Origin of the sequence: Acidihalobacter prosperus (assembly GCF_000754095.2) — a bacterium.
GTDB lineage: Bacteria > Pseudomonadota > Gammaproteobacteria > DSM-5130 > Acidihalobacteraceae > Acidihalobacter > Acidihalobacter prosperus.
In genome coordinates this window covers 399,614-424,214 of sequence record NZ_JQSG02000001.1, presented here as the reverse complement: position 1 = coordinate 424,214, position 24,601 = coordinate 399,614, and the positions used below count along the sequence as shown (strand labels likewise).

The 24,601-nt window shown below is 57.8% G+C and carries 21 protein-coding genes; 9 read left to right on the top strand and 12 right to left on the bottom strand.

Annotation, left to right across the window (positions count from 1 at the left end; all coding sequences use genetic code 11):
• Positions 1 to 38: 38 nt before the first annotated feature.
• Both THPRO_RS02055 and THPRO_RS02050 read right to left on the bottom strand, forming a co-directional pair.
• Positions 39 to 938, bottom strand: coding sequence for an IS1595-like element ISAcpr1 family transposase (locus tag THPRO_RS02055; protein WP_038092014.1), 900 nt, complete (start codon positions 936 to 938; stop codon positions 39 to 41).
• 204 nt (positions 939 to 1,142) lie between these two features.
• A complete protein-coding gene (locus THPRO_RS02050) occupies positions 1,143 to 2,054 on the bottom strand; it encodes a hypothetical protein (protein ID WP_201786914.1) in 912 nt (303 codons plus the stop codon).
• 527 nt (positions 2,055 to 2,581) lie between these two features.
• Here THPRO_RS02050 and THPRO_RS02045 point away from each other — a divergent pair.
• From THPRO_RS02045 to THPRO_RS02030, 5 genes are all read left to right on the top strand, one after another.
• Positions 2,582 to 5,371, top strand: coding sequence for a class I SAM-dependent DNA methyltransferase (locus tag THPRO_RS02045; RefSeq protein WP_038092012.1), 2,790 nt, complete (start codon positions 2,582 to 2,584; stop codon positions 5,369 to 5,371).
• Complete coding sequence (locus THPRO_RS02040) at positions 5,368 to 7,524, top strand: DEAD/DEAH box helicase (RefSeq protein ID WP_065089134.1); 2,157 nt, start codon at positions 5,368 to 5,370, stop codon at positions 7,522 to 7,524. The genes THPRO_RS02045 and THPRO_RS02040 overlap by 4 nt, the downstream gene beginning before the upstream one ends.
• Positions 7,525 to 7,637: 113 nt before the next feature.
• Positions 7,638 to 8,171 carry a hypothetical protein gene (locus THPRO_RS16555; RefSeq protein WP_145930660.1) on the top strand — a complete coding sequence of 178 codons (534 nt, stop codon included), beginning with the start codon at positions 7,638 to 7,640 and terminating at the stop codon, positions 8,169 to 8,171.
• A gap of 14 nt (positions 8,172 to 8,185) precedes the next feature.
• On the top strand, positions 8,186 to 9,376 hold the full coding sequence (locus THPRO_RS02035; protein ID WP_038092010.1) for a GIY-YIG nuclease family protein: 1,191 nt from the start codon (positions 8,186 to 8,188) through the stop codon (positions 9,374 to 9,376).
• A gap of 342 nt (positions 9,377 to 9,718) precedes the next feature.
• Positions 9,719 to 10,264 carry a DedA family protein gene (locus THPRO_RS02030; RefSeq protein ID WP_201786913.1) on the top strand — a complete coding sequence of 182 codons (546 nt, stop codon included), beginning with the start codon at positions 9,719 to 9,721 and terminating at the stop codon, positions 10,262 to 10,264.
• Between the two features lie 28 nt (positions 10,265 to 10,292).
• On the opposite strand, the gene THPRO_RS02025 is transcribed toward THPRO_RS02030, so the two are convergent.
• The 8 genes from THPRO_RS02025 to THPRO_RS01990 form a co-directional block, all read right to left on the bottom strand.
• Positions 10,293 to 11,483, bottom strand: a complete 1,191-nt coding sequence (locus tag THPRO_RS02025) for an ABC transporter ATP-binding protein (protein WP_201786912.1) — start codon at positions 11,481 to 11,483, stop codon at positions 10,293 to 10,295.
• Positions 11,375 to 12,211: a sn-glycerol-3-phosphate ABC transporter permease UgpE gene (gene ugpE / locus THPRO_RS02020; RefSeq protein WP_038092004.1), complete on the bottom strand. Its 837-nt coding sequence runs from the start codon at positions 12,209 to 12,211 to the stop codon at positions 11,375 to 11,377. Before ugpE ends, THPRO_RS02025 begins: the two co-directional genes overlap by 109 nt.
• The gene (ugpA, locus tag THPRO_RS02015) at positions 12,208 to 13,098 is read right to left on the bottom strand and encodes a sn-glycerol-3-phosphate ABC transporter permease UgpA (protein WP_038091997.1); all 891 of its coding nucleotides are present in this window, start codon (positions 13,096 to 13,098) and stop codon (positions 12,208 to 12,210) included. Before ugpA ends, ugpE begins: the two co-directional genes overlap by 4 nt.
• Positions 13,099 to 13,185: 87 nt before the next feature.
• On the bottom strand, positions 13,186 to 14,517 hold the full coding sequence (gene ugpB, locus THPRO_RS02010) for a sn-glycerol-3-phosphate ABC transporter substrate-binding protein UgpB (protein ID WP_065089133.1): 1,332 nt from the start codon (positions 14,515 to 14,517) through the stop codon (positions 13,186 to 13,188).
• A 108-nt stretch (positions 14,518 to 14,625) separates the two neighbouring features.
• Positions 14,626 to 15,366 (bottom strand): SDR family NAD(P)-dependent oxidoreductase, encoded by a 741-nt coding sequence (locus tag THPRO_RS02005; protein ID WP_201786911.1) that lies wholly within the window; start codon positions 15,364 to 15,366, stop codon positions 14,626 to 14,628.
• A gap of 67 nt (positions 15,367 to 15,433) precedes the next feature.
• Positions 15,434 to 16,684, bottom strand: a complete 1,251-nt coding sequence (locus THPRO_RS02000) for a thiolase family protein (RefSeq protein WP_038091994.1) — start codon at positions 16,682 to 16,684, stop codon at positions 15,434 to 15,436.
• Complete coding sequence (locus THPRO_RS01995; protein WP_038091992.1) at positions 16,681 to 17,466, bottom strand: crotonase/enoyl-CoA hydratase family protein; 786 nt, start codon at positions 17,464 to 17,466, stop codon at positions 16,681 to 16,683. The genes THPRO_RS02000 and THPRO_RS01995 overlap by 4 nt, the downstream gene beginning before the upstream one ends.
• Before the next feature lie 47 nt (positions 17,467 to 17,513).
• Positions 17,514 to 17,972, bottom strand: coding sequence for a MarR family winged helix-turn-helix transcriptional regulator (locus THPRO_RS01990; protein ID WP_038091989.1), 459 nt, complete (start codon positions 17,970 to 17,972; stop codon positions 17,514 to 17,516).
• A gap of 236 nt (positions 17,973 to 18,208) precedes the next feature.
• On the opposite strand from THPRO_RS01990, the gene THPRO_RS01985 reads away from it, so the two are divergent.
• Positions 18,209 to 20,125, top strand: a complete 1,917-nt coding sequence (locus THPRO_RS01985; protein WP_065089131.1) for a feruloyl-CoA synthase — start codon at positions 18,209 to 18,211, stop codon at positions 20,123 to 20,125.
• Positions 20,122 to 20,637, top strand: a complete 516-nt coding sequence (locus tag THPRO_RS01980; protein ID WP_052064556.1) for a hotdog fold thioesterase — start codon at positions 20,122 to 20,124, stop codon at positions 20,635 to 20,637. The genes THPRO_RS01985 and THPRO_RS01980 overlap by 4 nt, the downstream gene beginning before the upstream one ends.
• 9 nt (positions 20,638 to 20,646) lie before the next feature.
• Here THPRO_RS01980 and THPRO_RS01975 read toward each other — a convergent pair whose 3' ends face one another.
• The gene (locus THPRO_RS01975) at positions 20,647 to 21,804 is read right to left on the bottom strand and encodes a glycerol-3-phosphate dehydrogenase/oxidase (protein ID WP_065089130.1); all 1,158 of its coding nucleotides are present in this window, start codon (positions 21,802 to 21,804) and stop codon (positions 20,647 to 20,649) included.
• 4 nt (positions 21,805 to 21,808) lie between these two features.
• On the bottom strand, positions 21,809 to 22,675 hold the full coding sequence (locus THPRO_RS16155) for a glycerophosphodiester phosphodiesterase family protein (RefSeq protein ID WP_161489915.1): 867 nt from the start codon (positions 22,673 to 22,675) through the stop codon (positions 21,809 to 21,811).
• A gap of 203 nt (positions 22,676 to 22,878) precedes the next feature.
• On the opposite strand from THPRO_RS16155, the gene THPRO_RS01965 reads away from it, so the two are divergent.
• Positions 22,879 to 23,988 (top strand): porin, encoded by a 1,110-nt coding sequence (locus THPRO_RS01965; RefSeq protein ID WP_065089129.1) that lies wholly within the window; start codon positions 22,879 to 22,881, stop codon positions 23,986 to 23,988.
• Between the two features lie 136 nt (positions 23,989 to 24,124).
• A complete protein-coding gene (locus tag THPRO_RS01960) occupies positions 24,125 to 24,514 on the top strand; it encodes a hypothetical protein (protein ID WP_038091977.1) in 390 nt (129 codons plus the stop codon).
• Positions 24,515 to 24,601 lie beyond the last annotated feature (87 nt).

The following is a 24,601-nucleotide window of genomic DNA, read 5'->3' as shown; positions in this document are numbered from 1 at the left end:
GGCATAATGCCTCATATTTCATTTTAATAACATGCCTATTAATCTTTCTCAGCAACAAGTCGGACGGGCAGATGGTCCATACAGGCATTGAGCAGCCTCAACGGCAGTTCTGGCTCCCAGAAACGGCGATTGAAGCGATAGACGAATTCGTTCAGATATTCCTGCAGATATTTGCCGGATACCCCATGGAATGTGCCCAAAAGAAAGGCCTTGAGGTTACCAATGGCGATGTGTACCCACGGCAACCATTCGTCCACCTGTTGCGATTTGGTCACGCGCCCCTCATGCTCCTGGCTCTCTCCGAGAACCCGCAGCGCTATCAAGCCGTCGGTACGGGTAGGTTGCTTGGGGCGCAAGCGTCGCCGCGCGAATTCGCGAATCCGGTCGGCAGAGACCGAAGGCGTCGTCTCTATGGCAATAAAGCCCGCCTTCTTGCCCCGGTTTTCCACGGCAACCAGGATCGGTGTCTTGCCTTCGGCCCCTCGACCGCTCTTCCCGCCAGACCGGCGTCCACCGACAAAGGCATCGTCCAACTCCACCAGCCCTTCCAAGCGATACAAGCTGTCGCGATCGCCCATGGCGCGGCGCATGCGGCGCAACATCCGGTGAGCCGTGATCCAGGAGACCCCAATCTGCTTCGACAGCCGCAGGGCCGACAGTCCGCCCTTGTCGCTCGCCATCAAATAGATGGCCAGGAACCATTGCACCAGGGGCACATTGGACGAATGAAAAATCGTTCCGGCCGTCACCGAGGTCTGATGGCGACAGTGCCCGCACTGAAAGAGTTTTCGTCCAGCGATCCAGTATCCGCGGTCATGCCCGCACTTGGGGCATTGAAACCCCTCGGGCCAGCGCTTTTGTTTCAGCGCCTCCAAGCAGGCCTCTTCCGTGCCAAACCGCGCTTGCCATTGCACGAGGTTCATCGCTTCAGCTTTCATCTCAGGGCTCCTTTCTCCATTTTTCACAACGAGTTAGAGCTTTGTTGCTGAGAATGGTTCAGAGGCATGTTTAATAAAGTGCCACAAATAAAAAACCCGCCGAGGCCAGTGACGCGTCCGGCGGGCGTATGGCTGTATTTTAGCCATACTGTTTAAGTGGTCTGACGGGCGGCACTGACCCAAGCCGTTCCCCCATGCCCTTTGTTAGCTAAATATGATGTCCTTGAAGTTATATAGCGAATTATTGAACGAAATGTGCCTATAAATCTGCTCTTTTGTCCAGCCCCGCTTTCCGAGATCACGACACAGCTTCGTCTCGAAACTGAGGGTGCACACGAACATGACGTTACCCCATCGATTCTCCTGCCCAAGCAAGGAAGACGGACCGTTTTGACTAGCGTCACGCTTAACAACGTCAAGCCATCTTAACAACCGCGAATAATCCTTTGCATTCTTCCGGCTGCGTTCAACCTCAATCCACCATACCTTACCGTCAGCCCGCAACAGCGTATCGGGTTTTTTCCCCGCAATGCCCTCTTCCCCACCGAGCCATAACCCACGGGCGATCTCTCGTTCCGTTGAAACACGAAAACCCTTGATTATGGATCCCAAAGCAATCTCGTTGGCAATGCAACGATGACGGAAATGAGCAGTACTGAAACTACGCAGCAAGTCTTTACCTGTGGCTGCCGCGATCCCTAGTTGGTTTAATGAACGGGCTCCGGCTTCTGAAAGCGCATAGATTGTGCTGCCGTCTGGGGCTCTGGCGCTCAGTACGCGGCGTTTGCCACGCAAGCGGCGCAAGGTCCTTTGTGACATACGTAACCCGCTCGCAGTCGGTTGAGCGGGTTTCAGGTCCGGTGCTTCGCGTGGCTGCTGTGACCAGCGCTGCCATAGAAGAGCGGCAAGGTCGCGTGTACGCAGCCAACCGAATCGGTTGAGAGCGCGTAACACACGCAATTCATTCTCTTGGGCAATCACTCGCCCATCGTGCTTATTCATTGGCTTGTCCCACATGGTTGCATACCATGTATAGCGACTAAGCCAGTTCGTTGGGCACGTCGCCTGGGGCCGAATGGGAAAGGCGAACAGCCACATTTTTTCAAAGAACGCCATGTCCTATGCCTGGTCTGAACGACCAGCCGGACATTCTGGCATCTGGACGATGCCCGCGCTCTGAACGTCGGGGCGTCCCTCGCCTTTCGCAATGCGCTACCGCGCACTGCTCAACGCGCGGGAAACCCGCCCAACCGCCTGCGCTGGACACGCAGGTGGCTTCGGCTTTGCCTCGGTCTTCACGGTGCTCGACTTGGGCGGGTTTCCCGCGCCTCCGGCTTGGGACGCCGGGGCTGCGCCCCCCGACTAACTGCCGGTCCGTGGGCGGACCTCTGGCGTCTGGGGCCGCCAGCGTCAGTCGGCTCCCCCCTGCCTGGAAGCGACCGGATTGGGGCCGGTGCGTTCCCAGGTGCGGTGCTTGCGCGGAACATCGCCCCGCGCGTCGCTGGCCGCATGGTACCCTTTGTAGCTCGGCTATCGCCCAGCCTCAGCGGGCTTGCCATGCGGCATGGTATGGAGGCATTCCACAGCTGTCGCTAGCGCTCCGTTGCGCATTGCCTGACAACGTCACAAAGACTAGTAACCCCATGAACGCAGTAGAAATCGAATCAGCATTATCGGAACTGGCCCTTCAAACCTTCGACGCGGCTGAATTCCCATTCGCCTTCCTGGCTGCCTTCGGCAACAAGGAAACGACGCTCAAACGCCTGCGCACGGGCAACAACAACGCGTCTGATGTGCCCGGAGCCGTGCTCCAACGCAACAACATACATATTGCCGTGTGTGAGCCCGGCAATGTGGGCGATACCCTTAAAGCATTGCACGGCAGCGCGGCCACCACCAAAGCCAAGGCGAAGTTCATTCTAGCGACTGACGGGCAAACACTTGAAGCCGAAGAAATGGCAAGCGGGGAAACTATCGCCTGCGACTATGCAGACTTTCCTGACCACTTCGGTTTCTTCCTGGCCTTGGCGGGCATCTCCACCATTAAGGAGATCAAAGACAACCCTATTGACGTTCGCGCGACTGGTCGCTTGAACAAGCTCTATGTCGAGTTACTACGAGAAAACCCTGATTGGGCGACAGAAGAGCGTCGCCACGACATGAACCATTTCATGGCGCGTCTGGTGTTTTGCTTCTTTGCCGAAGACACTGACATATTCAACGGCGAAGGACTGTTCACCCGCACCGTTGAGCAAATGGGCGAACGCGACGGCTCTAATACCCATCAGGTGCTATCCGAAATCTTCCGCGCCATGAACGTCAAGATCGAAGAGCGTACCGACACCCGACCCCGGTTACCGAGTTGGGCCGATCAGTTTCCTTATGTGAACGGCGGCCTGTTTTCGGGCAGCACGGAGGTTCCGCGCTTCACGCGCATGGCGCGCACGTATCTGCTGCATGCTGGAAATCTGAACTGGAAGGAGATCAACCCGGATATCTTCGGCAGCATGATCCAGGCCGTGGCCGACGATGAAGAACGCGGTGCTCTGGGCATGCACTACACCAGCGTGCCAAACATATTGAAGGTGTTGAACCCTCTCTTCCTCGATGACTTACGCGAGCAACTGGAAGCGGCTGGCGACAACAAGGCCAAGCTGCTCAATTTGCGCAAACGCATGGCGCGCATTCGCGTTTTCGACCCTGCATGTGGTTCGGGCAATTTTCTAGTGATCGCCTACAAGCAGATGCGTGCGATCGAGGCCGAAATAAACCGCCGCCGGGACGAGGCCCACCTGGGAAGTGACATTCCGCTAACTAATTTCCGAGGCATCGAACTGCGCGACTTTCCTGCTGAAATAGCGCGTCTGGCACTGATAATTGCTGAGTTCCAATGCGATGTGCTCTATCGAGGCCAGCAGGATGCTCTGGCGGAGGTTCTGCCGCTAAACTCCCAGAACTGGATCATCTGCGACAATGCTCTGCGCTTGGATTGGTTGAGTCTTATGGACGTTCACCGCACGGGTGTCAAACTTGTGACTGACGACTTGTTTGGAGCACCTGTTAAGCAAACTGAAATCAACTTCGATAACGAAGGAGGAGAAATTTATATTTGCGGAAATCCGCCATATAAAGGGAGTCAGACGCAGACAAAAGATCAAAAAGCCGACCTCGAATCCGTATTTAATCCCTATGGAATTTCATCCAAGCAAATAGATTATGTTGGCGGTTGGTTCATGAAAGCAGCGGCCTTTTCTGCGGTAACAAAAGCAGAATCAGCTTTTGTTAGTACCAACTCAGTTTGTCAGGGAAGAATTGTACCGTTGTTGTGGCCAAAAATATTTGAGGTGGGTTCATTCATACGTTTTGCTCACACATCATTCAAATGGGCAAATCTTGCTAGTAAGAATGCCGGTGTCACAGTAGCAATAGTTGGTCTATCGACTGAAACTTCAAAGAAAAGACGTCTGTATGACTCATCCGCAGATGGAGAACTTATAGTTCGAGAAGCAGCAAACATCACTCCTTATCTAACTATCGGCGAAAACATCGTAGTTCACGGACAACGGAGTAGCGTATCAGGACTAACTGAAATGTCCTTTGGAAACATGCCGGTTGATGGTGGGAATCTTTTACTCTCTGCGGAAGAAATTCCGTTGCTGAGCTTGTCTCCCCCTGAATCGGATCAATTTCTACGCCGGATCTATGGCTCGGCTGAATTCATCCGTGGATTGGTTCGTTACTGCCTTTGGATTACTGATGAGGCTTTACCTAGGGCGATGGGAATAAGAGCCATACGGGAGCGAATTGATAGCGTAAAGAGCATGAGGGAAGCGAGTAAAGATTCAGGCACAAGAGATATGGCTAAGCGGGCCCATCAATTTCGCGAGATGAATCATGCAACACATCACACTTTAATTCTGCCTGGTGTTTCCTCAGAAGGCCGCGAATACCTACCTGTTGGGTTGCTTGATAACAGATCCGTTGTCAGCAACCTTGCCTTTGCTCTTTACGATGCTCCTTTATGGAACATGGCACTCATTGCTTCTCGTCTGCATCTAATCTGGATTGGCACTGTCTGCGGGAAGATGAAAACCGACTTCCGTTATTCTAATACCCTTGGCTGGAACACCTTCCCGGTACCACTACTCACTGAGCAGAATAAAGCAGATCTAACCACTTGCGCGGAAAACATTCTTCTCGCCAGAGAGGCGCATTTTCCGGCCACGATCGCCGATCTTTATGACCCAGAAAAAATGCCCGATAACCTGCGTCACGCCCATAAACGCAATGACGAAGTATTGGAACGCATCTATATTGGCCGCCGATTCCGAAACGATACCGAACGGTTGGAAAAACTGTTCGATCTATATACAAAAATGACGACGGTGAAGGGACAACCTCTGGCGGCAGTGAAGAAAAGGAAGAAAGCGTGAGCGATCAAAATACCAATCCCACCAATGCCTACACCGTACCGTCGGTATCCATCAACACAGCGCGTACTGGCGCTTCAACCCATGCCAACGCACTGGGTATGCGGCCGATGCAAGAGCGTGCCTACGCTAAGCGTGGTGAACAGTATCTGTTGATCAAAGCGCCCCCTGCATCGGGTAAGTCCCGTGCACTGATGTTCATCGCGTTAGACAAGCTCCACAATCAGGGTTTGCAGCAAGCAATCATTGTTGTGCCCGAGCGTTCCATCGGCGGCAGCTTTGCCGACGAGTCACTGACGCAGTTCGGTTTCTACTGGGACTGGCAGGTCAGTCCGCAATGGAACCTCTGCAACGCCCCAGGCGTGGACGAACCGCGGGTAGCCAAGTCCAAGGTCGATGCCGTGCGCACATTTCTGGCAAGCGGAGAGCAGGTACTTGTCTGCACCCATGCTACCTTCCGCTTTGCGGTCGAAGAGTTAGGCGTAGAAGCCTTCGATAATCGCTTGATCGCCGTTGACGAATTTCATCATGTTTCAAGCCATGCGGACAATAAGCTTGGCAACCAACTGGGTACTTTTATTGCTCGCGACAAGGTCCACCTAGTGGCCATGACTGGCTCCTATTTTCGCGGGGACAGTGTCGCTGTGCTAGCACCCGAGGATGAGGCTCGGTTCGAAACGGTGACATACACCTATTACGAACAACTCAACGGTTACCGCTGGCTAAAATCTCTGGATATTGGCTACTTCTTCTACACCGGGCGCTATGTAGATGCGGTAGAAAAGGTCTTAGATCCGGCACTAAAAACCATCGTGCATATCCCCAGCGTCAACTCGCGTGAGAGCCTGCAAGACAAAGAGCGAGAAGTAAACGAAATCATGAATTCCTTGGGTGAGTGGAAAGGTGTTGACTCGTCCACGGGCTTCCATTTGGTACAAACGCCAGCGGGGCAAACGTTAAAGGTGGCGGATTTGGTGGACGACAGCGATCCGGCCAGGCGTACGCGTGTATTGTCTGCACTGAAAGATCCCTCGCAGAAAGAAAACCGTGATCATGTGGATGTGATCATTGCGCTAGGCATGGCGAAAGAGGGCTTCGATTGGATCTGGTGCGAGCATGCATTGACCATCGGCTACCGAAGTAGTCTGACCGAAATCGTGCAGATTATCGGCCGAGCAACTCGTGATGCCGAAGGTAAAGAGCGTGCCCGCTTCACCAATCTGATCGCCGAACCGACAGCCGAGCAAACTGCCGTAACCGAAGCAGTTAACGACATGCTCAAAGCCATCTCGGCTAGCTTGTTGATGGAGCAGGTGCTGGCACCTCGTTACGAGTTCACACCTAAAAATACCGGGCCAAAAGAAGGGTTCGATTATGGCGAAGAAGGCTACCAGGATGACGGGCATAACATCGGTGTAAACAAGGACACCGGGCAGATTCATGTTGAAATCAATGGGCTATCAACCCCGCAAAGCCCGGAGGCAACACGGATCTGCAAAGAAGATCTGAATGAAGTCGTGACCAGTTTTTTACGGGAAAAGACCGTATTAGAGCGGGGGTTGTTCGACAAGGAAAATACCCTGCCCGAAGAGCTGACGCAGTTGCATATGGGCAAGATCGTACGCGAGCGTTACCCCGATCTGAGCGAGGAAGACCAGGAAGCAATCCGTCAGCACGCTATCGCTGCCATGAATGTAACGCAGCAAGCCAAGCTAGCGCTGGCCCAGGCTGATGCCAATGGTACGACCCAAGGCAGTACAGCCTTACTGGATGGCGTCCGGAGATTCGTCAATGTGCGCGACCTGGATATCGATCTGATCGACCGCATCAATCCTTTCGATGCTGCATATGCAGTGCTCGCAAAAACGATGAATGAAAAATCGCTGCGCCAGGTGCAGGCCAGCATTGCCGCTAAACGAGTTAGCATTCCAGAAGATGAGGCCCGCGAGCTAGCGAAGCGGGCATTACAGTTCAAACGTGAACGGGAACGCTTGCCCGACATCAATTCACCTGATGCTTGGGAAAAGCGCATGGCCGAAGGAATAGCCGCGTTGGCACGTTATCGTGCGCAGGCAATGCAGTCCGGAAATAAGGGGCTGCCAACGCCTAATGGAACCCCGCCCATGCCAAAAGTCGTTGAGCCCAAAAAGGAATAACAATTATCGCCCCCCGAATTAACAGGGCCAACCTATTTCTAGTCTTTGACACTAATCCATCATCCAGTTATGTACTGAGCGAAATTAGTACAACAATTGCAAAAGGTATAAACATGTCACAGCCACGTTTTTGGAGGGAGCTACATCAGTTAAAAGTTCAAACTCTTTTCATTCAAAAACTACTGTTACGTGCTGAGCGTAGTGAGCGCTGGACAAAAATAACCTTTGCAATAACTTCGAGCACGAGTATTGGTGCATGGGTGATCTGGCAAGAGTGGGCTTGGATTTGGGGTGCTATTATAGCGGCTTCCCAAGTGCTTTATGCTATTTATCCGCACTTACCTTATAGAGATAGATTGAAAATTTATTCGTCAATTTTGCGTGATTTTGAATACTTATTTATTGACGCCGAAGACGAATGGCAATCCGTTTCTGATGGAAGCATGTCAAACAAGCAAATAAATAAAGCGTGTTTGAAATTACAGAGAAAAAAAACTGCCATTTTAAATAAGCACATGCCAAATGGTGTTTTTCCTTCTAATTCAAAAATTTCTAGTCAAGCGGAACGTGAGGCTGAAAGCTATTTCACTTACCACTACCCCATTGATGAAAGCGATGAGTCAGCCGAATCAATACAGTTGTCATAAGTTGTGCGTGAGGCATGATCGAAATGAACGATGACGAGCTGCTTGAAGCCTTGGGTGTGGAAATCACACCCATCAAGACCATCAGTCGTACGCCGCGAGAGGAACGCATCCTCGCAGGTTTCGAGGACGTCCTTCGCTTCTACGAAACGCACGGCCGCCCACCGATGCATGGAGAGAACCGCGACATCTTCGAGCGTTTATATGCCGTGCGCCTGGATCAGATACGCAAATTGCCGGAAGCGCAGGCCTTGCTAGCAGAGATCGATGCTCCTGGTCTACTCGTGGGTGCGGCCACGCCCCCCGTCGAGGTTGAGGATCTGGACGAGGATGCCCTGCTGGCCGAACTAGGCATTGACGATGGGCCCACTGAGCAAAATGACCTCACTGTGTTGCGTCATGTGCGCTCATACACTGAACGGCGCGCGGCGGAAGAAGTGGCTGACCGCATACCATGTGAGGACTTCGACCAGTTCCAGCCGTTATTCGAGCAAGTAGAGCGGGAACTTAATTCTGGCATCCGCAAAACATTGCGGTTCGGACGTAATGCCAGCATCGTCAGCGGGGACTTCTTCATTTTGGGCGGACAGCTTGCCTACGTGGCCCATGTTGGAGAAACCATCAAGGCTCCAAATGGTGCAAGCGATGCACGCCTTCGTGTTATCTACTCCAATGGCACAGAAAGCAACTTGTTGCGCCGCTCACTCCAACGCGCTCTCTACAAAGACGAGACTGGTCGCCGCCTGACCCCTGCTCCGGATATGGGGCCATTGTTTGGCGATGTGGTCGAGCCCGATGACGTTGAAACCGGAACCATCTATGTGCTGCGTAGCTTATCCGAGCATCCATTCATCACAGAACATCGAGACCTGATACACAAGATCGGAGTTACTGGTGGCAAGGTGGAAACACGCATAGCACATGCAGAAAAGGATTCCACCTACCTGTTGGCAGGAGTGGAGGTGGTCGCCACCTACAAGCTCCACAATGTAAACCGCACCCGCCTGGAAAACATCTTCCATCGCCTATTCGGCGCTGCGCAGCTCGAATTGACCATCGAAGATCGCTTTGGCAATCCAGTAAAGCCGAGAGAATGGTTTCTTGTGCCACTCCATGTGATTGATGAAGCGGTTCAGCATATTCGGGATGGGTCCATTACTGATATCGTCTATGATCCCAGGATGGCTCAGCTAACACGTAATCAGTGATATGCTCGTCGTTCACAGGGTGGAAGACTTCATGAGCAAGGGGCAACTTTGGGGGCAACATCTCAACGAAGACTGATTGATTGATCTAAAAATCAATTGGTTATGCGTTTTGTTTGATAGTCCTCCGCCCACCAATTTCCCTTCTTGCCCGTCAGCGACAAGGCGGGCTGAGGCGCCCTGAGTCTGCATACGATGCAGGCTTCCACGGCCGGCAGCCGACCCAAGCCAGGCGTCATACCGTTGCGCGGCGGCGCGATGCGGTACCCGTACGGACTTCCGCACGGGGCGACGAGACTGCCCTCCGCCGTGACACCCGACCACCCGATGCCTACCGGGCAACGCATGCACGCCATCGTCCATTTCTTCATTCAGTACATCCACCCGCTGATTCAGGCCGTCGCCCCGGTCCTGCATGAATACGGCCTCGTCGCGTTGGTTGGTATCCTGTTCATCGAGAACATGGGACTGGTCTTCGCACCGGGCGAATCCATGGTCGTGGCCGCTGGTTTTTTGGCCGGTCGAGGCGTGCTCCCGCCGTTGCCATCGGCGGTGGCTGCAATCATCGCGACCACGCTAGGCAGTTATCTCGCCTGGTGGCTGGGCGACCGTTACGGACACCCCTTCGTGATCCGATACGGGCGGTTTGTCGGCGTAACCCCGCCTCGCTGGGAAAAGGCACATCGCTTTTTCACCCGTTTCGGGCCTGCAGTTGTCGCAGGCGGTCGATTCGTGGTGCCGCTGAGACAACTTCAGGGGTATGTTGCAGGCAGCGCGGAAATGCGTTTCCGCTCGTTCGCGCTGTGGAGCTCCCTCGGCGCGATCGTCTGGGTCATCTCCTGGGGCGGGCTCGCCTTCTGGCTTGCGGATCAGATTCCTGTCGGGCATTGATGCGCCGAATGGACCACGGTGGCCCGAATTAGGGTATCGGTACCGGCGATGCCTCCAAACGTCTGCCGTCGGCAGCGAACAGGTGCCAGCGCTTGGCTCTGAATCGCATACACGCCGACACGGTGTGCGCATCGAATTCACGCATACGCACCGTCACTGGCTGCGTATCCAGCGTACCGTGCAGCAAGGTCTCCCCGCCAAGCGGCTCGTATAATTCCAGCGCGAACGTCAATCCCGCCTGGTTGGCCTCGATCGGCTCCATATCCTCCGGACGAACCCCCAGCCAGACCTCAGCCCCGGATACGGATATCGGCTGTGTCAAACCCAGCTCGGCGCCACCTTTGAGCCGTATCCGCCGCCCTTCTCCGTCCAGGCTGGCACGCAGGAGATTCATGGGCGGGCTGCCCAGAAAACCGGCCACGAACGTGCTGGCCGGGCGCTCGTAGATTTCCACCGGCGTCCCGATTTGTTCCACCCGTCCTTGATTCATCACCACGATCCGGTGGGCAAGCGTCATCGCTTCGATCTGGTCATGGGTTACATAAAGCGTAGTGGTGCCGATCTGCTGGTGCAGCCGCTTGATATCGAGGCGAACCTGCGCGCGCAATTGGGCATCCAGATTGGAAAGCGGTTCGTCGAACAGAAACACTTCAGGCTCGCGTACGATCGCACGCCCCATCGCGACACGTTGGCGCTGTCCGCCTGACAATTCACGCGGTTTGCGCGAAAGCAGCGCTTCAAGACCCAGCAGCTTTGCGACCCAGTCCACGCGTTGGGCGATGGCAGGCCTGGATAGACCACGCAGCTTGAGTCCGTAAGCCATGTTTTTGTAAACGCTCATATGCGGGTACAGCGCATAACTCTGGAACACCATGGCGATATCGCGTCTGCGCGGATCCAGGTCGTTCACACGCCGACCGCCGATATCGATATCCCCTGCGGTAGGGACGTCGAGACCTGCCAAAATCCGCAGCAGCGTGCTCTTGCCGCATCCGGATGGTCCCACGATCACGAGAAACTCCCCGTCGAGCACGTCCAGATCGAGCGATTCGATTATTCGACTTTCGCCAAAATATTTGCTCAGTCCCTTGAGATTGACGCTCGCCATCGCTATTTGCCTGTTTCCGTAAAACCCTTGATGAAAACGCGCTGCATCATCAGAACCACCAGAACGGGTGGCACTAAGGCCAGCAATGCGACGGTCATGACCTGATTCCATTGCGGCACGGCAAAACCGTTGGCTGCGCTGATCACGCCCTGCATACCCATCACCACGGTTTCGTACCCCGGGTGCGTGGTCGTCAATAACGGCCACAAATATTGGTTCCACCCGTACACGAACTCCAGCACGAACAGTGCAGCGATATTCGTGCGAGATAGCGGCAATGCCATATCGAAGAAAAAGCGCATCGGCCCGGCCCCGTCCAGCCGCGAAGCATCGACCAGATCCTGGGGCAGCGTCATAAAGAACTGACGAAACAGAAATGTTGCGGTTGCCGACGCGATCAACGGCAGAATCAAGCCTGCATAGCTATTGAGCAAATGGAGATCGGCAGCAATCCGGTAGGTCGGGAAGAAACGGACCTCGACAGGTAGCATCAGCGTCACGAAAATTAGCCAGAAGGCGATCATTCTGCCGGGAAAACGAAAATATACGATGGCATAGGCGGACAGAATGGAAATAACCAATTTGCCGAGGCTAATCCCCAGCGCCATCAGCAGGCTGTTGAGCAGCATGCGCCATACCGGTATGGCGCTTGGCAGCCCTTCGAACAGTATATGGTGAAGATTGGCGAACAACCGGTGGCCGGGCAACCAGGGGAAATTGCCGAGCAAATCGCGTGCGTCATGGCTTGCCGCAACGATGGCGACGTAGATCGGCAACAACAGCCACAGTGCGCCACATAGCAGCACGAGGTGCCTGAGCCAATGGCCTGCGGATCTCATCGGTAATGCACCCTGCGTTCGATCAATCGGAACTGGATCGCCGTGAGTGTGCTTACCATGATCATGAGCAATATCGACTGTGCGGCCGCCGAACCCAGATTGAGATTCTGGAAGCCGTCCCTGTAGACCTTGTAGACCAGTGTCTCGGTCGCACCGGCGGGGCCGCCGCCGGTAACGAGATCTATGATCGAAAAGGTGTCGAAAAACACGAATAGCGTGTTCATGACCAGCAAAAAGAAGGTGGTCGGCGCCAGCAGCGGGAACACAATATCCCGGAAACGCATGAATGGGCCTGCGCCATCCAATGTGGCAGCTTCCAACAGGGTCGGGGGGATGGCTTGCAAACCGGCCGTGAAAAAAAGAAAGTTGTAAGCGAGTTGTTGCCACACCGTGAGGGCAATCACCAGCAACATCGCCTGGGTGCCGTTCATCGCGTAATTCCAGTGCACACCCAGTGCTATCAAAACCCGGCTGCCCAGGCCCGTCTGAGGGGCAAACAAAAACATCCATAACACCGCCGCAATCGCCGGCGCGACCGCGTAGGGCCACAGGAACAGCAGACGATAGAGCTGTCGGCCTCGAAGAACCCCATCTGCGAGCACGGCAAACAGAAGGCCGAGTGACATGGCCAGCAACGCGGTCGATCCAGCGTAGATCAGGGTCACCCAAAATGAATGCACGAAGCCACCGTCGGCCAACAGAACAGCAAAATTATCAAGGCCGACAAAATGCCGTTGGATGCCGAAAATCCCCACCTGATAAAACGAATCGATCAAGGCTTCCGCGCTTGGCCAAACGAAAAACACCAGGGTGACCAGAAGTTGCGGTGCCAGCAGTACGTATGGCAACCAGCGATTCGGGAATATGCCTGGCTCGGTACGGCTCATGGATATCGAGTTGATGGTCTGTCTGTGGCGAGGTGGGCACCCGCGACCCAATCGCGGGTGCCCACACTCCGGACGCGATGTCGGAACTCAGCGATACGTATCGCCGAACTGCTTCAGCAGCACGTCACCCTTTTTGACAATGGTCGCAAGCGCCTGGTGCGCGCTGGTGCGACCGGTAAACACCGCCTCCATCTGGTCGCGCTCGATCTGCCGGATCTGAGGCATGAATCCAAGCCGTATACCCATGGTCCAGGCCTTTGGCGCACGATAGGTAAGTTCCTCGATGGCGACCTTCGCACCTGGCTCACGCTGATAGAAACCATCGGTCTCAAGCGCCTTGTAACCGGCCACCGTCACGGGAACGTAGCCGGTATGGCTTGCCCAGTAGGTTTGCGCCTTGGACGACATCATGAAAGCGAGGAAACTGGCAACGGCACGATAATGCGACTTCGGCTGACCTGCCATCACCCACAATGAGGCACCTCCGACAACCGTATTCTGCGGAGCGCTCTTGAGTCCTTCCTGATACGGCATTGGCGCAATGCCGTAAGGGAATTGCGCACCATTCTTGATTGCCGCGAGCGAGCCAGACGAGCCGATATACATCGCGCAATGCCCGCCGATGAATAGCGAGCGCCCCTTGGATTCGGCGCCGCCATACTCGAATATGCCGTTCTTGCTCCACGCGCCCAGGCGGGCAAGGTGTTTCTCGTAGGCCGGGCTATCGATCAACAGGCGCACCTCGTGGACGGAGCGATAGCCGTTGTCCTGTGTTGCATAGCGCAGTCCGTTCCATACCGAAAACTGTTCGAACTGGGTCCAGGCCGGCCAGCCAATCGTAAAACCGCAGGCATCGCCTGCCGTGCGCAGTTTCTGCCCCACCTCGCCCATTTCGGCCCAGGTTCTGGGCGGCTCGACGCCCGCCTTGGCGAACATCGATCGATTGTAGAAGAGTACCGGCGTGGAGCTGTTGAATGGCATCGAAACCAGTTCGCCGCGCGTATTCGCATAATAGCTGGCAGCCCCGCCGATGAAGGCCTTGGTCGAGAATGCAACGCCGTTTTCCTGCATCAGGCGATACACGGGTACATAGGCACCTTTGGCTGCCATCATGGTGCCTGTGCCGACATCGTATATCTGCACGATATCCGGTGGGTTATGCGCGCGCAGCGCGGCGATGGCGCCGAGGAAGGTGTCTTTGTAGTTGCCCTTGTACACGGGCACAACCCTGTAGGCGTGCTGCGACGCGTTGTATTCGTCGACCAAATGCTCGACCACTTCGCCGAGCTTGCCGCCCATCGCATGCCAGAAGGTGACCTGCACCCTTCCCGCGGCCTGCGCGTCACCGACGATCGACACCCATAACGATGCCGCCAATGCCGCGCGGCCGAGTCCTCCCAATATCCGAGTCTTGTACATGCACGCCCCCTCTGTGTTGAATCGGGCCAGACCGCCCTGCCTGACGGGGCTGGAATGATAGGCGCGGATCGTGACTGGGACATGACGACGACACATCCCGGCACGCGGTCAGCGGGCGGGCAGCCTCAATGCGCCATCGAGACGGATCACCTCGCCATTGAGCGCGACATTGCCGATGCAGTGCAGCACCAGATCGGCAAATTCATCCGGGTCGCCGAGCCGTCTCGGAAATGGCATGGCCTGGGCCAAGGCCGCGCGCGTTTCGGAGGGCAGATTATCCAGCAGCGGCGTATCGAAAAGACCTGGTGCCAAGGCCAACACCCGAACCCCGAATTGCGCGAGTTCCCGCGCCGCTGGCAAGGTCATGGCGGCGACGGCGCCCTTGGCCGCGGCATAAGCGATCTGCCCGATCTGTCCGTCAAAGGCCGCGATCGAAGAGGTCATAATGGCTACGCCGCGCTCTCCATCCCGGCCCAGCGGTTTTAGCGTGGACATGTCGCTGGCCACCAGGCGCAACAGATTGAAGCTGCTGAATAGATTGTCGTGCAGAATCTGCAGAAAGTCGGTCATCGGCATCGGGCCTTCCCGGGAAACCAGGCGACGCGCGCCTGCCACGCCAGCACAGGCCACGGCGATGCGCGCACGCCCCTGGCGCTCGTATACCTTCGTCAGTGCTTCGGCCAAGGCGTCCTCGCGGGCCACGTCGCACGTCAGCGCCAGGATGTCAGGCCACTCGCGTAGCACGCGCGCCACCGCTTCGGCGTCGCGGTCCAGGACCGCGACGCGAGCGCCCGCCTCGTGCAGCCGCCGCGCTGTGGCAAACCCCAGCCCAGAGGCGCCACCGCTCACGACTGCACTGTGTCCGTCTATCCGCATAGACTCCCCCGGACGGTTCCGATTGCCCAATGTTCGGATTTTATAATTCGACGGGCCATGCTCCCGTATTTTCGAGCAGCAATGCCATTCCCTGTCCGCCACCCACGCAGGCCGCGACGATGCCGTAACGCCCGCCGCTACAGGACAGTTCGCGTGCGCATGTGATCGCCAAGCGCAGGCCCGTCGCCGCAAGTGGGTGCCCCAGGGCGATGGCGCCGCCATGTACGTTAAGGCGTGCCGCATCAATGTCCAGGGCCTGCGCGCAGGCGAGTACCTGTGCGGCGAAGGCTTCGTTGATCTCGATGCAATCGATGTCGGCCAAGTCCAGATCGTGCGATTCGAGCAGACGGCGGATGGCAGGTACCGGACCGATCCCCATCTCGGCTGGATCGACGCCGACCGTCGTGCTCGCCAGCAATCGCGCCAGCGGTCGTCCCCGTTTCTTCGCCATCGCACCGGACACGACCAGCGTTGCGGCCGCCCCGTCGCAGATGCCCGCACTGTTGCCGGCCGTCTGTATGCCGCCAAAGGCCGGCTTGAGCCCTGCAAGCGTAGCCGGTGACGACGCCCGAAGATGCGTATCGCGATCCACGATGGTGCTCTCGTGCAAACGCAATTGACGGGGTTCAAGGCCGGGACATTCAAAATCCTCATCGGACAGCGTGACCAGTTCTTCGTCGAACCAGCCACCCTCTCGCGCGGCCAGCGCGCGTGCGAAGCTGCGCGAGGCATAGGCGTCCGCCATTACCCGATCGATGCCGTAACGCATCGCCAGGCGTTCTGCGGTGCCGCCCATGTCGAGCTTGCATGCGCTATCGTGGAGCGCTTCCCACAGAAAATCCCGGTACACGGGCGGTTCGCCAGCCATTTGTCGGTGGGTGTAATTCGTCAGCGGGTTGCGGCTCATCGATTCCGCGGCCACGCACAATACCGCGCGCGCGCGGCCCAGTGCGATGGTGTCGGCCGCCTGAGTCAGCAGCTCCAACCCGGTCGCGCAGACGCGTTGCACCATCAATGCGGGCGCGGACACGGGAACACCCGCATAGAGGCCCACATGGCGCGGCATCATGTAAGCATCGTAACTTGCCTGCGCCATGTTGCCGACGATCACGGCGTCGACCTCCTCTGGCGCGAGCCGGCCACGCCCGAACAGACCGCGCGCCGCCTTGATGCCAAGGTCTGTGGGCGATGCCGCGCTCAGGGCTCCGCGGTAATCGACGAAAGGCGTGCGGGCGCCGGACATGAGCCAAGCGTCCTGCCAGACGGCGTACAAACCGCCCCTCTCGCTCATGACGGCCCGGCCTTTTCCGCGCGCCCGGCAAGAAAATCGCGCAGCCGTGCCTTGGCCTCGGCATCGCCTTGCGCGACAGCGGCCATCAGCGCTTCCAGTAGATAACCTGCCTCTCCCTCGGTGCGGGCGATGCGCGGCAAGGCCTGCAGCACGGCGTAATTGCTCAGCGGCGCATTGCGCGCCACGCGTTCCGCCAGCGCGAATGCCAGCGCAAGTCCCTCACCCGCCTTGGTGAGATAATTCGACAGAGCCATCTGCTGCCCTTCCTCGGCGGAAAACACGCGGCCGGTCAGCAGCATGTCCGTCATCCGGGCGAGGCCGATCAGTCGCGGGATGCGCACGGCACCGCCACCGCCCGTGAATATGCCTCGCAGACCTTCAGGCAGTGCGTAGTATGCGGTGGATTCCGCCACCCTGAGATGCGCCGCGGCGGCCAGTTCCAGCCCGCCGCCGACCACCGCGCCCTGAATGACCGCAATCACCGGGGCCGATGCGTTCTCGATCGCGTCGAAGGCTCGCTGCCAAAGACGGGAGTGGAACAAGCCCTCGGCCGCGTGCATTTCGACGGCTTCGTTCAGATCAAGGCCTGCGCAGAAATGTTCGCCCTCGCCGCTCAGGACGATGGCCCGCGTCTGCTCGGGCAAAGCATTCAGGGCGTCGTACAGGGCGCGTATGATCCCGGCATCCAGCGCATTGCGCTTGGCTGGCCGGTTGATGCGCAGCCAGGCCACCGCATCGCGCTGTTCGACGAGTAGGCCGGCGGTTTGACGAGGCGCGCTCATGGACGGACCTTATCCATCGTCGCCCCGTTTTGACCGGAGTGGTGCGCTCATCCGATCTTGTGCAGCAACGCTAACAGCGTTGCGCGCTCGTCATCGCTCAAGCGCGCCGTCAACGCGCGCTCGTGCTGATCGATATAGGCCAGCGCCTCGGTCAGCGTCCGCTGCCCCTTGGGCGTCAGCCGCAACTCGTTCTGGCGTCGATCCACGGACGATCGTACGCGCCGGATCAAGCCGCGTTCACTGAGGCGGTCGAGTGTGGCCACCAACGTGGACTTGTCAACGCCGATGCCATAGCTGAGCGCCTGCTGGGTCAACGCCGGGTTGCGATCGATCAATATCAGCACACCCACTTGCCCCGGGGTCAGCCCCGGGGCATCGCGCCCCGTCATGAAGGCCTGATAGGCTGCAATCTGCGCCTTGCGCAGGCGATAGCCAACCAGGTCCGTCAGTTGACCAAAATCGAGCGCATGAATGCCGTCCTGGTTGCTGCCGGGTGTTTTCGCCATAAGCCATTGCTGAGTCATTGAAAGCGGCGGCACGACCGGTCCAGATGCCGCTGCGGGTCCGCGACCACAACCGAGCGACGGAGCCGGCTGCTGGTTTGACATGCCAACATTATTACCCGAGTATTCTATAGTACCCGCGGTATCCGCAAGTGAGTCCGGCCAGAACCGGGTGGCCGGCTTACGCATTTACCCGTTCCACACCTGCGGACGCGGTGCATGTGAAGCGGGGGCTGCCAATGAACATTCCATACCGGCCGGTCCGACTGGCCGATTACCGCCTCATCCAGGACAGCGGCGAAAACGGCACGCACTACCTTCGCAATGCCATCGAACTCGGCCCCTATCCCCGCTGCCTGACCGAACGCCTGATCGAATGGGCCCGGCGTGCGCCGGAGCGGCTTTTTCTCGTCGACCGCGACGAAGACGGGCGCTGGCGGGGCATTACCTATCGTGAAGCACTGATCATGGCCCGACGCCTCGGCCAGGCGCTGCTCGACCGCGGACTGTCGGCTCAGCGCCCCTTGGCCATCCTCTCCGGCAATGACATCGAGCACGGCCTGCTCGCCTTGGCCGCCCAGCATGTGGGCGTACCCTATGCGCCATTGGCGCCAGCCTATCTCCAGGGGGCCGCCGACTTCGCCAAACTCCGGCACGCCCTGTCTCTGCTTACGCCCGGCATGGTTTATATCAACGATGGCTCGCTGTGGCCGCAGGTACAGACCTTGCTCGAACGCCTTCATTTGTCCGATACCTGCGAGACGATCTGCCGCCGCCCACCGTCCGGCAGCCATGCGGGGCTGTATGCCGATCTAGCCAGCACCACGCCGACTTCGGCCGTTGAAGCTGCGCACGCGGCGATCGACGGCGACACCATCGCCAAATTTCTCTTCACCTCCGGCACCACCGGCATGCCCAAGGCCGTTATCAATACGCAGCGCATGCTTTGCAGCAACCAGCAGATGAAGCGGCAATCCTGGCCTTGTCTCGCCGACGAGCCTCCCGTGCTCGTCGACTGGCTGCCGTGGCATCACACCTTCGGCGGCAATCATAATTTCGGGCTCGTGCTTTACAACGGCGGCACGCTTTACATCGACGACGGCCTTCCGACGCCGGAAGGCATCGAGCGGACATTGCGCAATTTGCGCGAGGTCGCCCCGAGCTTCTACTTCAACGTGCCCAAGGGGTATGAGGCGCTCATGCCCGCACTGACATTCGACGAGGCGCTGGCCAAGCATTTCTTCAGCCGTCTGAAAATGACATTTTATGCCGGCGCACATCTCGGGCAGCATGTCTGGAAGGCTTGGGACGCACTCGGAGCGGCGCATGGCGGCTCACGCGTGCTGATGATGACGGGCCTGGGAGCCACGGAAACCGCGCCTTTTGCCCTATGCGCCAACCGCGACAGTCGCCGTTCGGGCCTGGTCGGTCTGCCGGCGCCGGGCGTCGAGCTTAAGCTTGTGCCCTGCCGGCAAAAACTGGAGGCGCGCATCCGCGGCCCCAACGTCACGCCGGGATACTGGCGCCAACCCGAACTCACCGCCGGCGCATTCGACGACGAAGGGTTCTACCGCCTGGGGGACGCACTTCGATTTGCCGATCCAGGACAGCCTGCAGCCGGCCTGCTGTTCGACGGGCGCGTCGCGGAAGATTTCAAGCTGGCCACCGGCACGTGGGTGAGCGTCGGCCCTCTGCGTGCCTGGCTCGTCGAAATCGGTGCGCCGTGCGTGCGGGATGCCGCCATAACCGGACAGGATCGGGATAGCGTCGGCGCACTGGTCTTTGCTGACATCGAGGCGTGCCGAAGCCTGCTCCGCGCCGATGCGAGCATGGACGCCGAAACCGTGTTGCGTCACCCGCTCGTACGCGAACGCTTCGTGGATATCCTCAGGCAGGCCGCGAGTCGCGGTGCCGGCAGTGCCAGCCGTATCACCCGGTTGTTGCTGGTGACCGAAGCGCCATCGGTCGCGCATAACGAACTGACAGACAAGGGCACGCTCAATCAACGCGCCGTACTGGAGCATCGCCAGTCGCTGGTCGAAACACTCTATACCGACCCGCTGTCGTCCCAAGTCATCGTGCTGGCCGAGCGGGACGTCGCCATCGCTCCGGGCGCGCGAGCAGATCGCCCCCCAACGCAGTATTCGCCACCATGACACGCCACGACGCAACACGCATCAACGCCCCCCGCCCCCCACCGCGACGGATATGGAAGCAGCCCTCCGACCTGCACACGATTGCCATCCTCGCCCAGGGTACGCTGGGCGAACATCTGGGCATTCGCTTTACAGAGATCGGCCCGGACTTCCTGCGCGCCAGCATGCCGGTCGATGTCCGCACGCGCCAGCCTTTCGGGCGCCTGCACGGCGGTGCCTCATGCGCGTTGACCGAAGAAATCGCCAGCATGGCATCATGGCTGTGCCTTTCCGACCCGGACCAGGAAGCCGCGGTTGGCATTCAGATCAGTGCCAATCATTTGCGCGGCAAGGAGAGCGGCGAAGTGACCGCGACGGCCCGCCCGTTGCATCTCGGTCGTTCGACGCACGTATGGGACGTGCAAATAGAAGACGAGAATCAGCGACCGCTGTGTGTGGCGAGACTGACCCTCGCAATCATCCGCCAGGCATCGGTAGCCGACACGCTCTCGGATATTCGTCCGCCCCCCTGAAAGCCGCGGTCATTCGCTCGGCAAACGCAGCCGGCGAGTGTCTCCACGGGACACGCGAGCAGGCAGATCGAGGGTTTTCATGATACGCTCGGCAGTCGCCCTATAGGCCGTCAATTTCCCCCCCAGCACGCTCAACAGACGGGGCTTGTGCTCCCGATCCGTCAGCAGCATCGTATCGCGCGATCGTCGATTGGGATCCCCTCCGCTGGGCAGCACGCGCAATCCGGCGAAAGCGTCAAGGATCGTGGGATTCATATCCGCAAAATAATGCTGGTAAGTCTCCAGCAGATAGGTGATTTCGGCATCCTCAGGGCTGACGGCGCCAGGGTCGCCATGATAGATCCGCTCCGTAGTGCCAACCAATGTACGCCCCTGCCAAGGCATGACGAACACCGGCCGCCCATCGGACGCTTCGACGTAATAGATACCGGCTTCAAGCGGACGATCCAGCAATATGTGTGTGCCGGCCACGAGTTCGATCGCCGGCGTCGACTGCGTCGGCCTCACGCACGCCAGGAACTGCGCTGCCCAAGGACCAGCGGCATTGACCAAGGCACGGGCGCGACAGGTCAATTGCCCGCCCTGCGTCTGGAAAAGCACCTCGACTCCGCCGGCGTTCAGTTCGACAAGTTCTGACCGATGCGACAGATGCAACTCCGCGCCCAATGCCATCGCCGATGCCATGACCGCGCGCGTGAGGGCTGCATCGTCTGTTTGCCCGTCGTAATACCGCAGCACCGTACGCAAACCTTCGCGGCGCAAACCATCCAGTTGCGACCATTGTTTTTTAGGTAACGCCGAGAAGCGCGAATCGGCACGCAGACCATTCAGCAACGCATAGGCGGACAGCCCGGCTCGCAACTTCAAAACACCATGCCGGCCACCCCGGTACACCGGAAGATAAAATGGCTGCAAGCGCACGAGATCTGGCGCGTTTTCAAGCAGAAGCTCCCGTTCATGCAGACATTCTCGCACTAGTGAAAACTGCCCGGTTTCGAGATAACGAAGGCCACCATGGATCAATTTGCTCGATCGGGAGGATGTGCCTTGTGCCAAATCACCGTATTGCTCGAACAATGCCACCGAATATCCCGCGGCGGCGGCTGCCTGCGCCACACCGACACCCTGGATGCCGCCGCCGATGACGATCAAATCATATGGCTGCACGATCTTATCCGTTCATTTTTTCAAGCATGAATCCCAGGCGATCCGTTTCGTAGTCGAAAATATCCATTTTCTCCAGAAATTCGACATCGCCAGGATGATTCACGCCGTAAACAACCCAGCGCCAAGGGCCTTTGCAGGTCTTGTTGCGGCGTGACTTGAGCGTCGCAAGCGCTGCAAACGCAAATTCCGGACGCATATCGCTCAATAGCGAACGATCCCAATCCGTATCCTCCGGAAGAACCCAGCCGATCTTCCAGGCCTTCTGGCGTCTTGCCTCAAGCAAGATGTCGTAATCGAAGGAAATCAATGCCCATGAAAATTGCGCGTGCGCCATCGCGTCACTCAGAATATCGAGTGCCTCGTCTCTACCATGACGATCAATACTCTCTTCCTTGATTTCGACGAAGACCTCGGGACATTTCGTTCGGTTAAGCGCATCCACAAGCGTGGATAACTTTGGCAATCGGCAATCGGCAAAGAGGGTACCAAAACGACTTGGCTCGCCCGCTGAAATCCCACTCAGCGCTTCGATTCCAAGGTCAAGCACGTTGCCGCGCACACCGCAGCATCGATCCAGATCCACGTCATGGGTCACTACCGCTACGCGGTCGCGCGTAATTTGGACGTCGAACTCCAAACCCTCTGCGCCAAGACCGGCTGCGGATATCAGTCCTTCAACGGTGTTTTCAGGATAAAACTCCCTATCGCCGCGATGGGCGATGAAATGATATTTCATCATTGACACTCCGATAGTCGCACCATCGCGCAACCTTGTATTGATCAGTAGCTCGCCCGATCCGCTCAGAATGCCTGATGCCAGAGCCCACTGGTATGTCATGCGGCGGGGGAATATACCAAAGCGCTCGAACACCGCCATCCCCAAAACAAAAAATTCACGAAAAATCGGATAGCCACAGCTGAATTCTGGTTAATGGCTGTACAAATATATGAATTTTTGATTTATGCGGCATTTATCCCGTCGTCGCGATTGATAAGCCACTATCGGCGTCGGTATAAGGTCGCCACCCAATACGGGTATTCATCGACATATATCAATCTAAGGGGTCAATACACATGAACAAGACGGTTATCGCAACCGCGCTGGGTCTCGTCGCCATTGCACCGGCGGTCACGCAGGCTGCTGAGGCCACGCTGTACGGACGCGTCTGGCTGGAAATGTACAATGCTGGCAAAACCACGGCGAACGGCAGTGCCTCGACCTTTTTCGGCGACGACTCCAGCAACATAGGCATCAAGGGCAGCGAAAAAATCAACGATAACGTCACTGGCTATTACAAGGTCGAGGCCGGGTACAACGCCATGAATGGCAGCATCGGCAACAGCGGCAGCGCCTATCATACGCCGAGCCCCGGATTCTACACCCGCTTCGGCTATCTCGGCGTCAAAGGCAAGGGTTTCGGCAGCCTGACAATCGGCCGCCAAGTCGACTATTACTATTCGTTGATCGAAGACGCAACCTATGTGACCAACGTTGTATACGCACCGATCAATCCGATCAACGCCAACGGCTATACCTATCGCGTCGATGCCATCAATTACCTCAGCCCCGACATGAATGGCCTCCAGATCGGTCTCGCCTATGTCGGCGCCGGCACCGACAGCAAGGGTCAGCAGCAGGGGATGATCCAGGTCGGCGCCAAGTACGCGTTCGGCAGCGGCGGTTACGTCAATGCCGCCTTCATGTCCATTCCCAAGCACAATGTGGGCATCAATAGCGGCTGGTATCTATCCTCGCTCGGCGCCACCCGCCTTGGGGACGCCAAGAACATCGCCGGTATTGCGGCTGGCTATCAGTTCGGCGCATTCGGTATCGACGCCAATTTCCAGCGCCTGAGTCCACGTGCCGATGGCCCCAGCCAGCTTGGCAGCGTGACCGGCACCGCCGGCAGCGTGACCAGTTCCGTGCAGACCCTCGCGGTTCAGGGTTCGTACACGGCCGGAGACAATTATGTGTACGCCCAGTACAGCCAGGCCAAGTGGGCAGCCATCAGCAAAAAGACGGCAAACCGCGTTACCCTCGGCCTGAACCATCATTTCAGCAAGCAGTTCAGCAGCTCGGGCGAACTCCAACTGAACAATCGCTACGCCAACAGCGAATTGGTGGACAGCGCCAACGCCAAGGCCAACGCGGTCATCGCGGTCGGCATGCGCTACAACTTCTGAGACAGGCTAGAGATCGGTCATGCGGGAGAGCGACGGACTCCCGCATGACCTTTCTTTGATTTTTGTCAAGCCCCCGCATGCCTGTGCTAAGCTTTACTTATGGAGAGATGCTGCCACGGCAGCAGGAGGGGGCGGCATGGCGCGCGAGTACATCAAGGGCAACAACGGCGTTGAGATCACGCCTGAGCGGCAACGCAAGATCGACGAGATTCTGCAAGGTGTCGACCTATCGATCGATCAACGCGGCAGCGCACCGTTGCTATCGGCCGAATTCTGGCCCGAGCATGCGAAACCGCCACAACCACTTTACGTCAACCTCAGCGTGGGCGATGGCCACAGCTTCACCTTGGTGAGTAATCATGAAATCCCGCCGGATACGCCCGGACGCATACGCTGGACCCGGCGCGATGGCAGCACGGGGCTTTCGCCGCGCGGCGCCATCACCCAGACTCGGCGCGGCAACCGGCGCGAAGATGCGCGCTACCACCGCTTCGTTTCAAGATTCATCGCCGCCGAAGCGACTTGAGGGCGCCCTCGCGGCGTCTTCGCGAACACGCATGGGCAGGCGCGCCCACCAATCCTGAGCCGTGACCGCCTCCCCGATCCGCTAAAC

Excerpts from the sequence above, each read along its gene's own strand:
- THPRO_RS16555 (WP_145930660.1), top strand. The coding sequence starts at position 7,638 with ATGTCACAGCCACGTTTTTGGAGGGAGCTACATCAGTTAAAAGTTCAA.
- ugpA (WP_038091997.1), bottom strand. The coding sequence starts at position 13,098 with ATGAGCCGTACCGAGCCAGGCATATTCCCGAATCGCTGGTTGCCATAC.
- THPRO_RS01990 (WP_038091989.1), bottom strand. The coding sequence starts at position 17,972 with ATGGCGAAAACACCCGGCAGCAACCAGGACGGCATTCATGCGCTCGAT.
- THPRO_RS02055 (WP_038092014.1), bottom strand. The coding sequence starts at position 938 with ATGAAAGCTGAAGCGATGAACCTCGTGCAATGGCAAGCGCGGTTTGGC.
- THPRO_RS01985 (WP_065089131.1), top strand. The coding sequence starts at position 18,209 with ATGAACATTCCATACCGGCCGGTCCGACTGGCCGATTACCGCCTCATC.
- THPRO_RS01995 (WP_038091992.1), bottom strand. The coding sequence starts at position 17,466 with ATGAGCGCGCCTCGTCAAACCGCCGGCCTACTCGTCGAACAGCGCGAT.
- ugpE (WP_038092004.1), bottom strand. The coding sequence starts at position 12,211 with ATGAGATCCGCAGGCCATTGGCTCAGGCACCTCGTGCTGCTATGTGGC.
- THPRO_RS02025 (WP_201786912.1), bottom strand. The coding sequence starts at position 11,483 with ATGGAATCAGGTCATGACCGTCGCATTGCTGGCCTTAGTGCCACCCGT.
- THPRO_RS01965 (WP_065089129.1), top strand. The coding sequence starts at position 22,879 with ATGAACAAGACGGTTATCGCAACCGCGCTGGGTCTCGTCGCCATTGCA.
- THPRO_RS01980 (WP_052064556.1), top strand. The coding sequence starts at position 20,122 with ATGACACGCCACGACGCAACACGCATCAACGCCCCCCGCCCCCCACCG.
- THPRO_RS02000 (WP_038091994.1), bottom strand. The coding sequence starts at position 16,684 with ATGAGCGAGAGGGGCGGTTTGTACGCCGTCTGGCAGGACGCTTGGCTC.
- THPRO_RS02045 (WP_038092012.1), top strand. The coding sequence starts at position 2,582 with ATGAACGCAGTAGAAATCGAATCAGCATTATCGGAACTGGCCCTTCAA.
- THPRO_RS02035 (WP_038092010.1), top strand. The coding sequence starts at position 8,186 with ATGATCGAAATGAACGATGACGAGCTGCTTGAAGCCTTGGGTGTGGAA.
- THPRO_RS02030 (WP_201786913.1), top strand. The coding sequence starts at position 9,719 with ATGCACGCCATCGTCCATTTCTTCATTCAGTACATCCACCCGCTGATT.
- THPRO_RS02050 (WP_201786914.1), bottom strand. The coding sequence starts at position 2,054 with ATGGCGTTCTTTGAAAAAATGTGGCTGTTCGCCTTTCCCATTCGGCCC.
- ugpB (WP_065089133.1), bottom strand. The coding sequence starts at position 14,517 with ATGTACAAGACTCGGATATTGGGAGGACTCGGCCGCGCGGCATTGGCG.
- THPRO_RS01960 (WP_038091977.1), top strand. The coding sequence starts at position 24,125 with ATGGCGCGCGAGTACATCAAGGGCAACAACGGCGTTGAGATCACGCCT.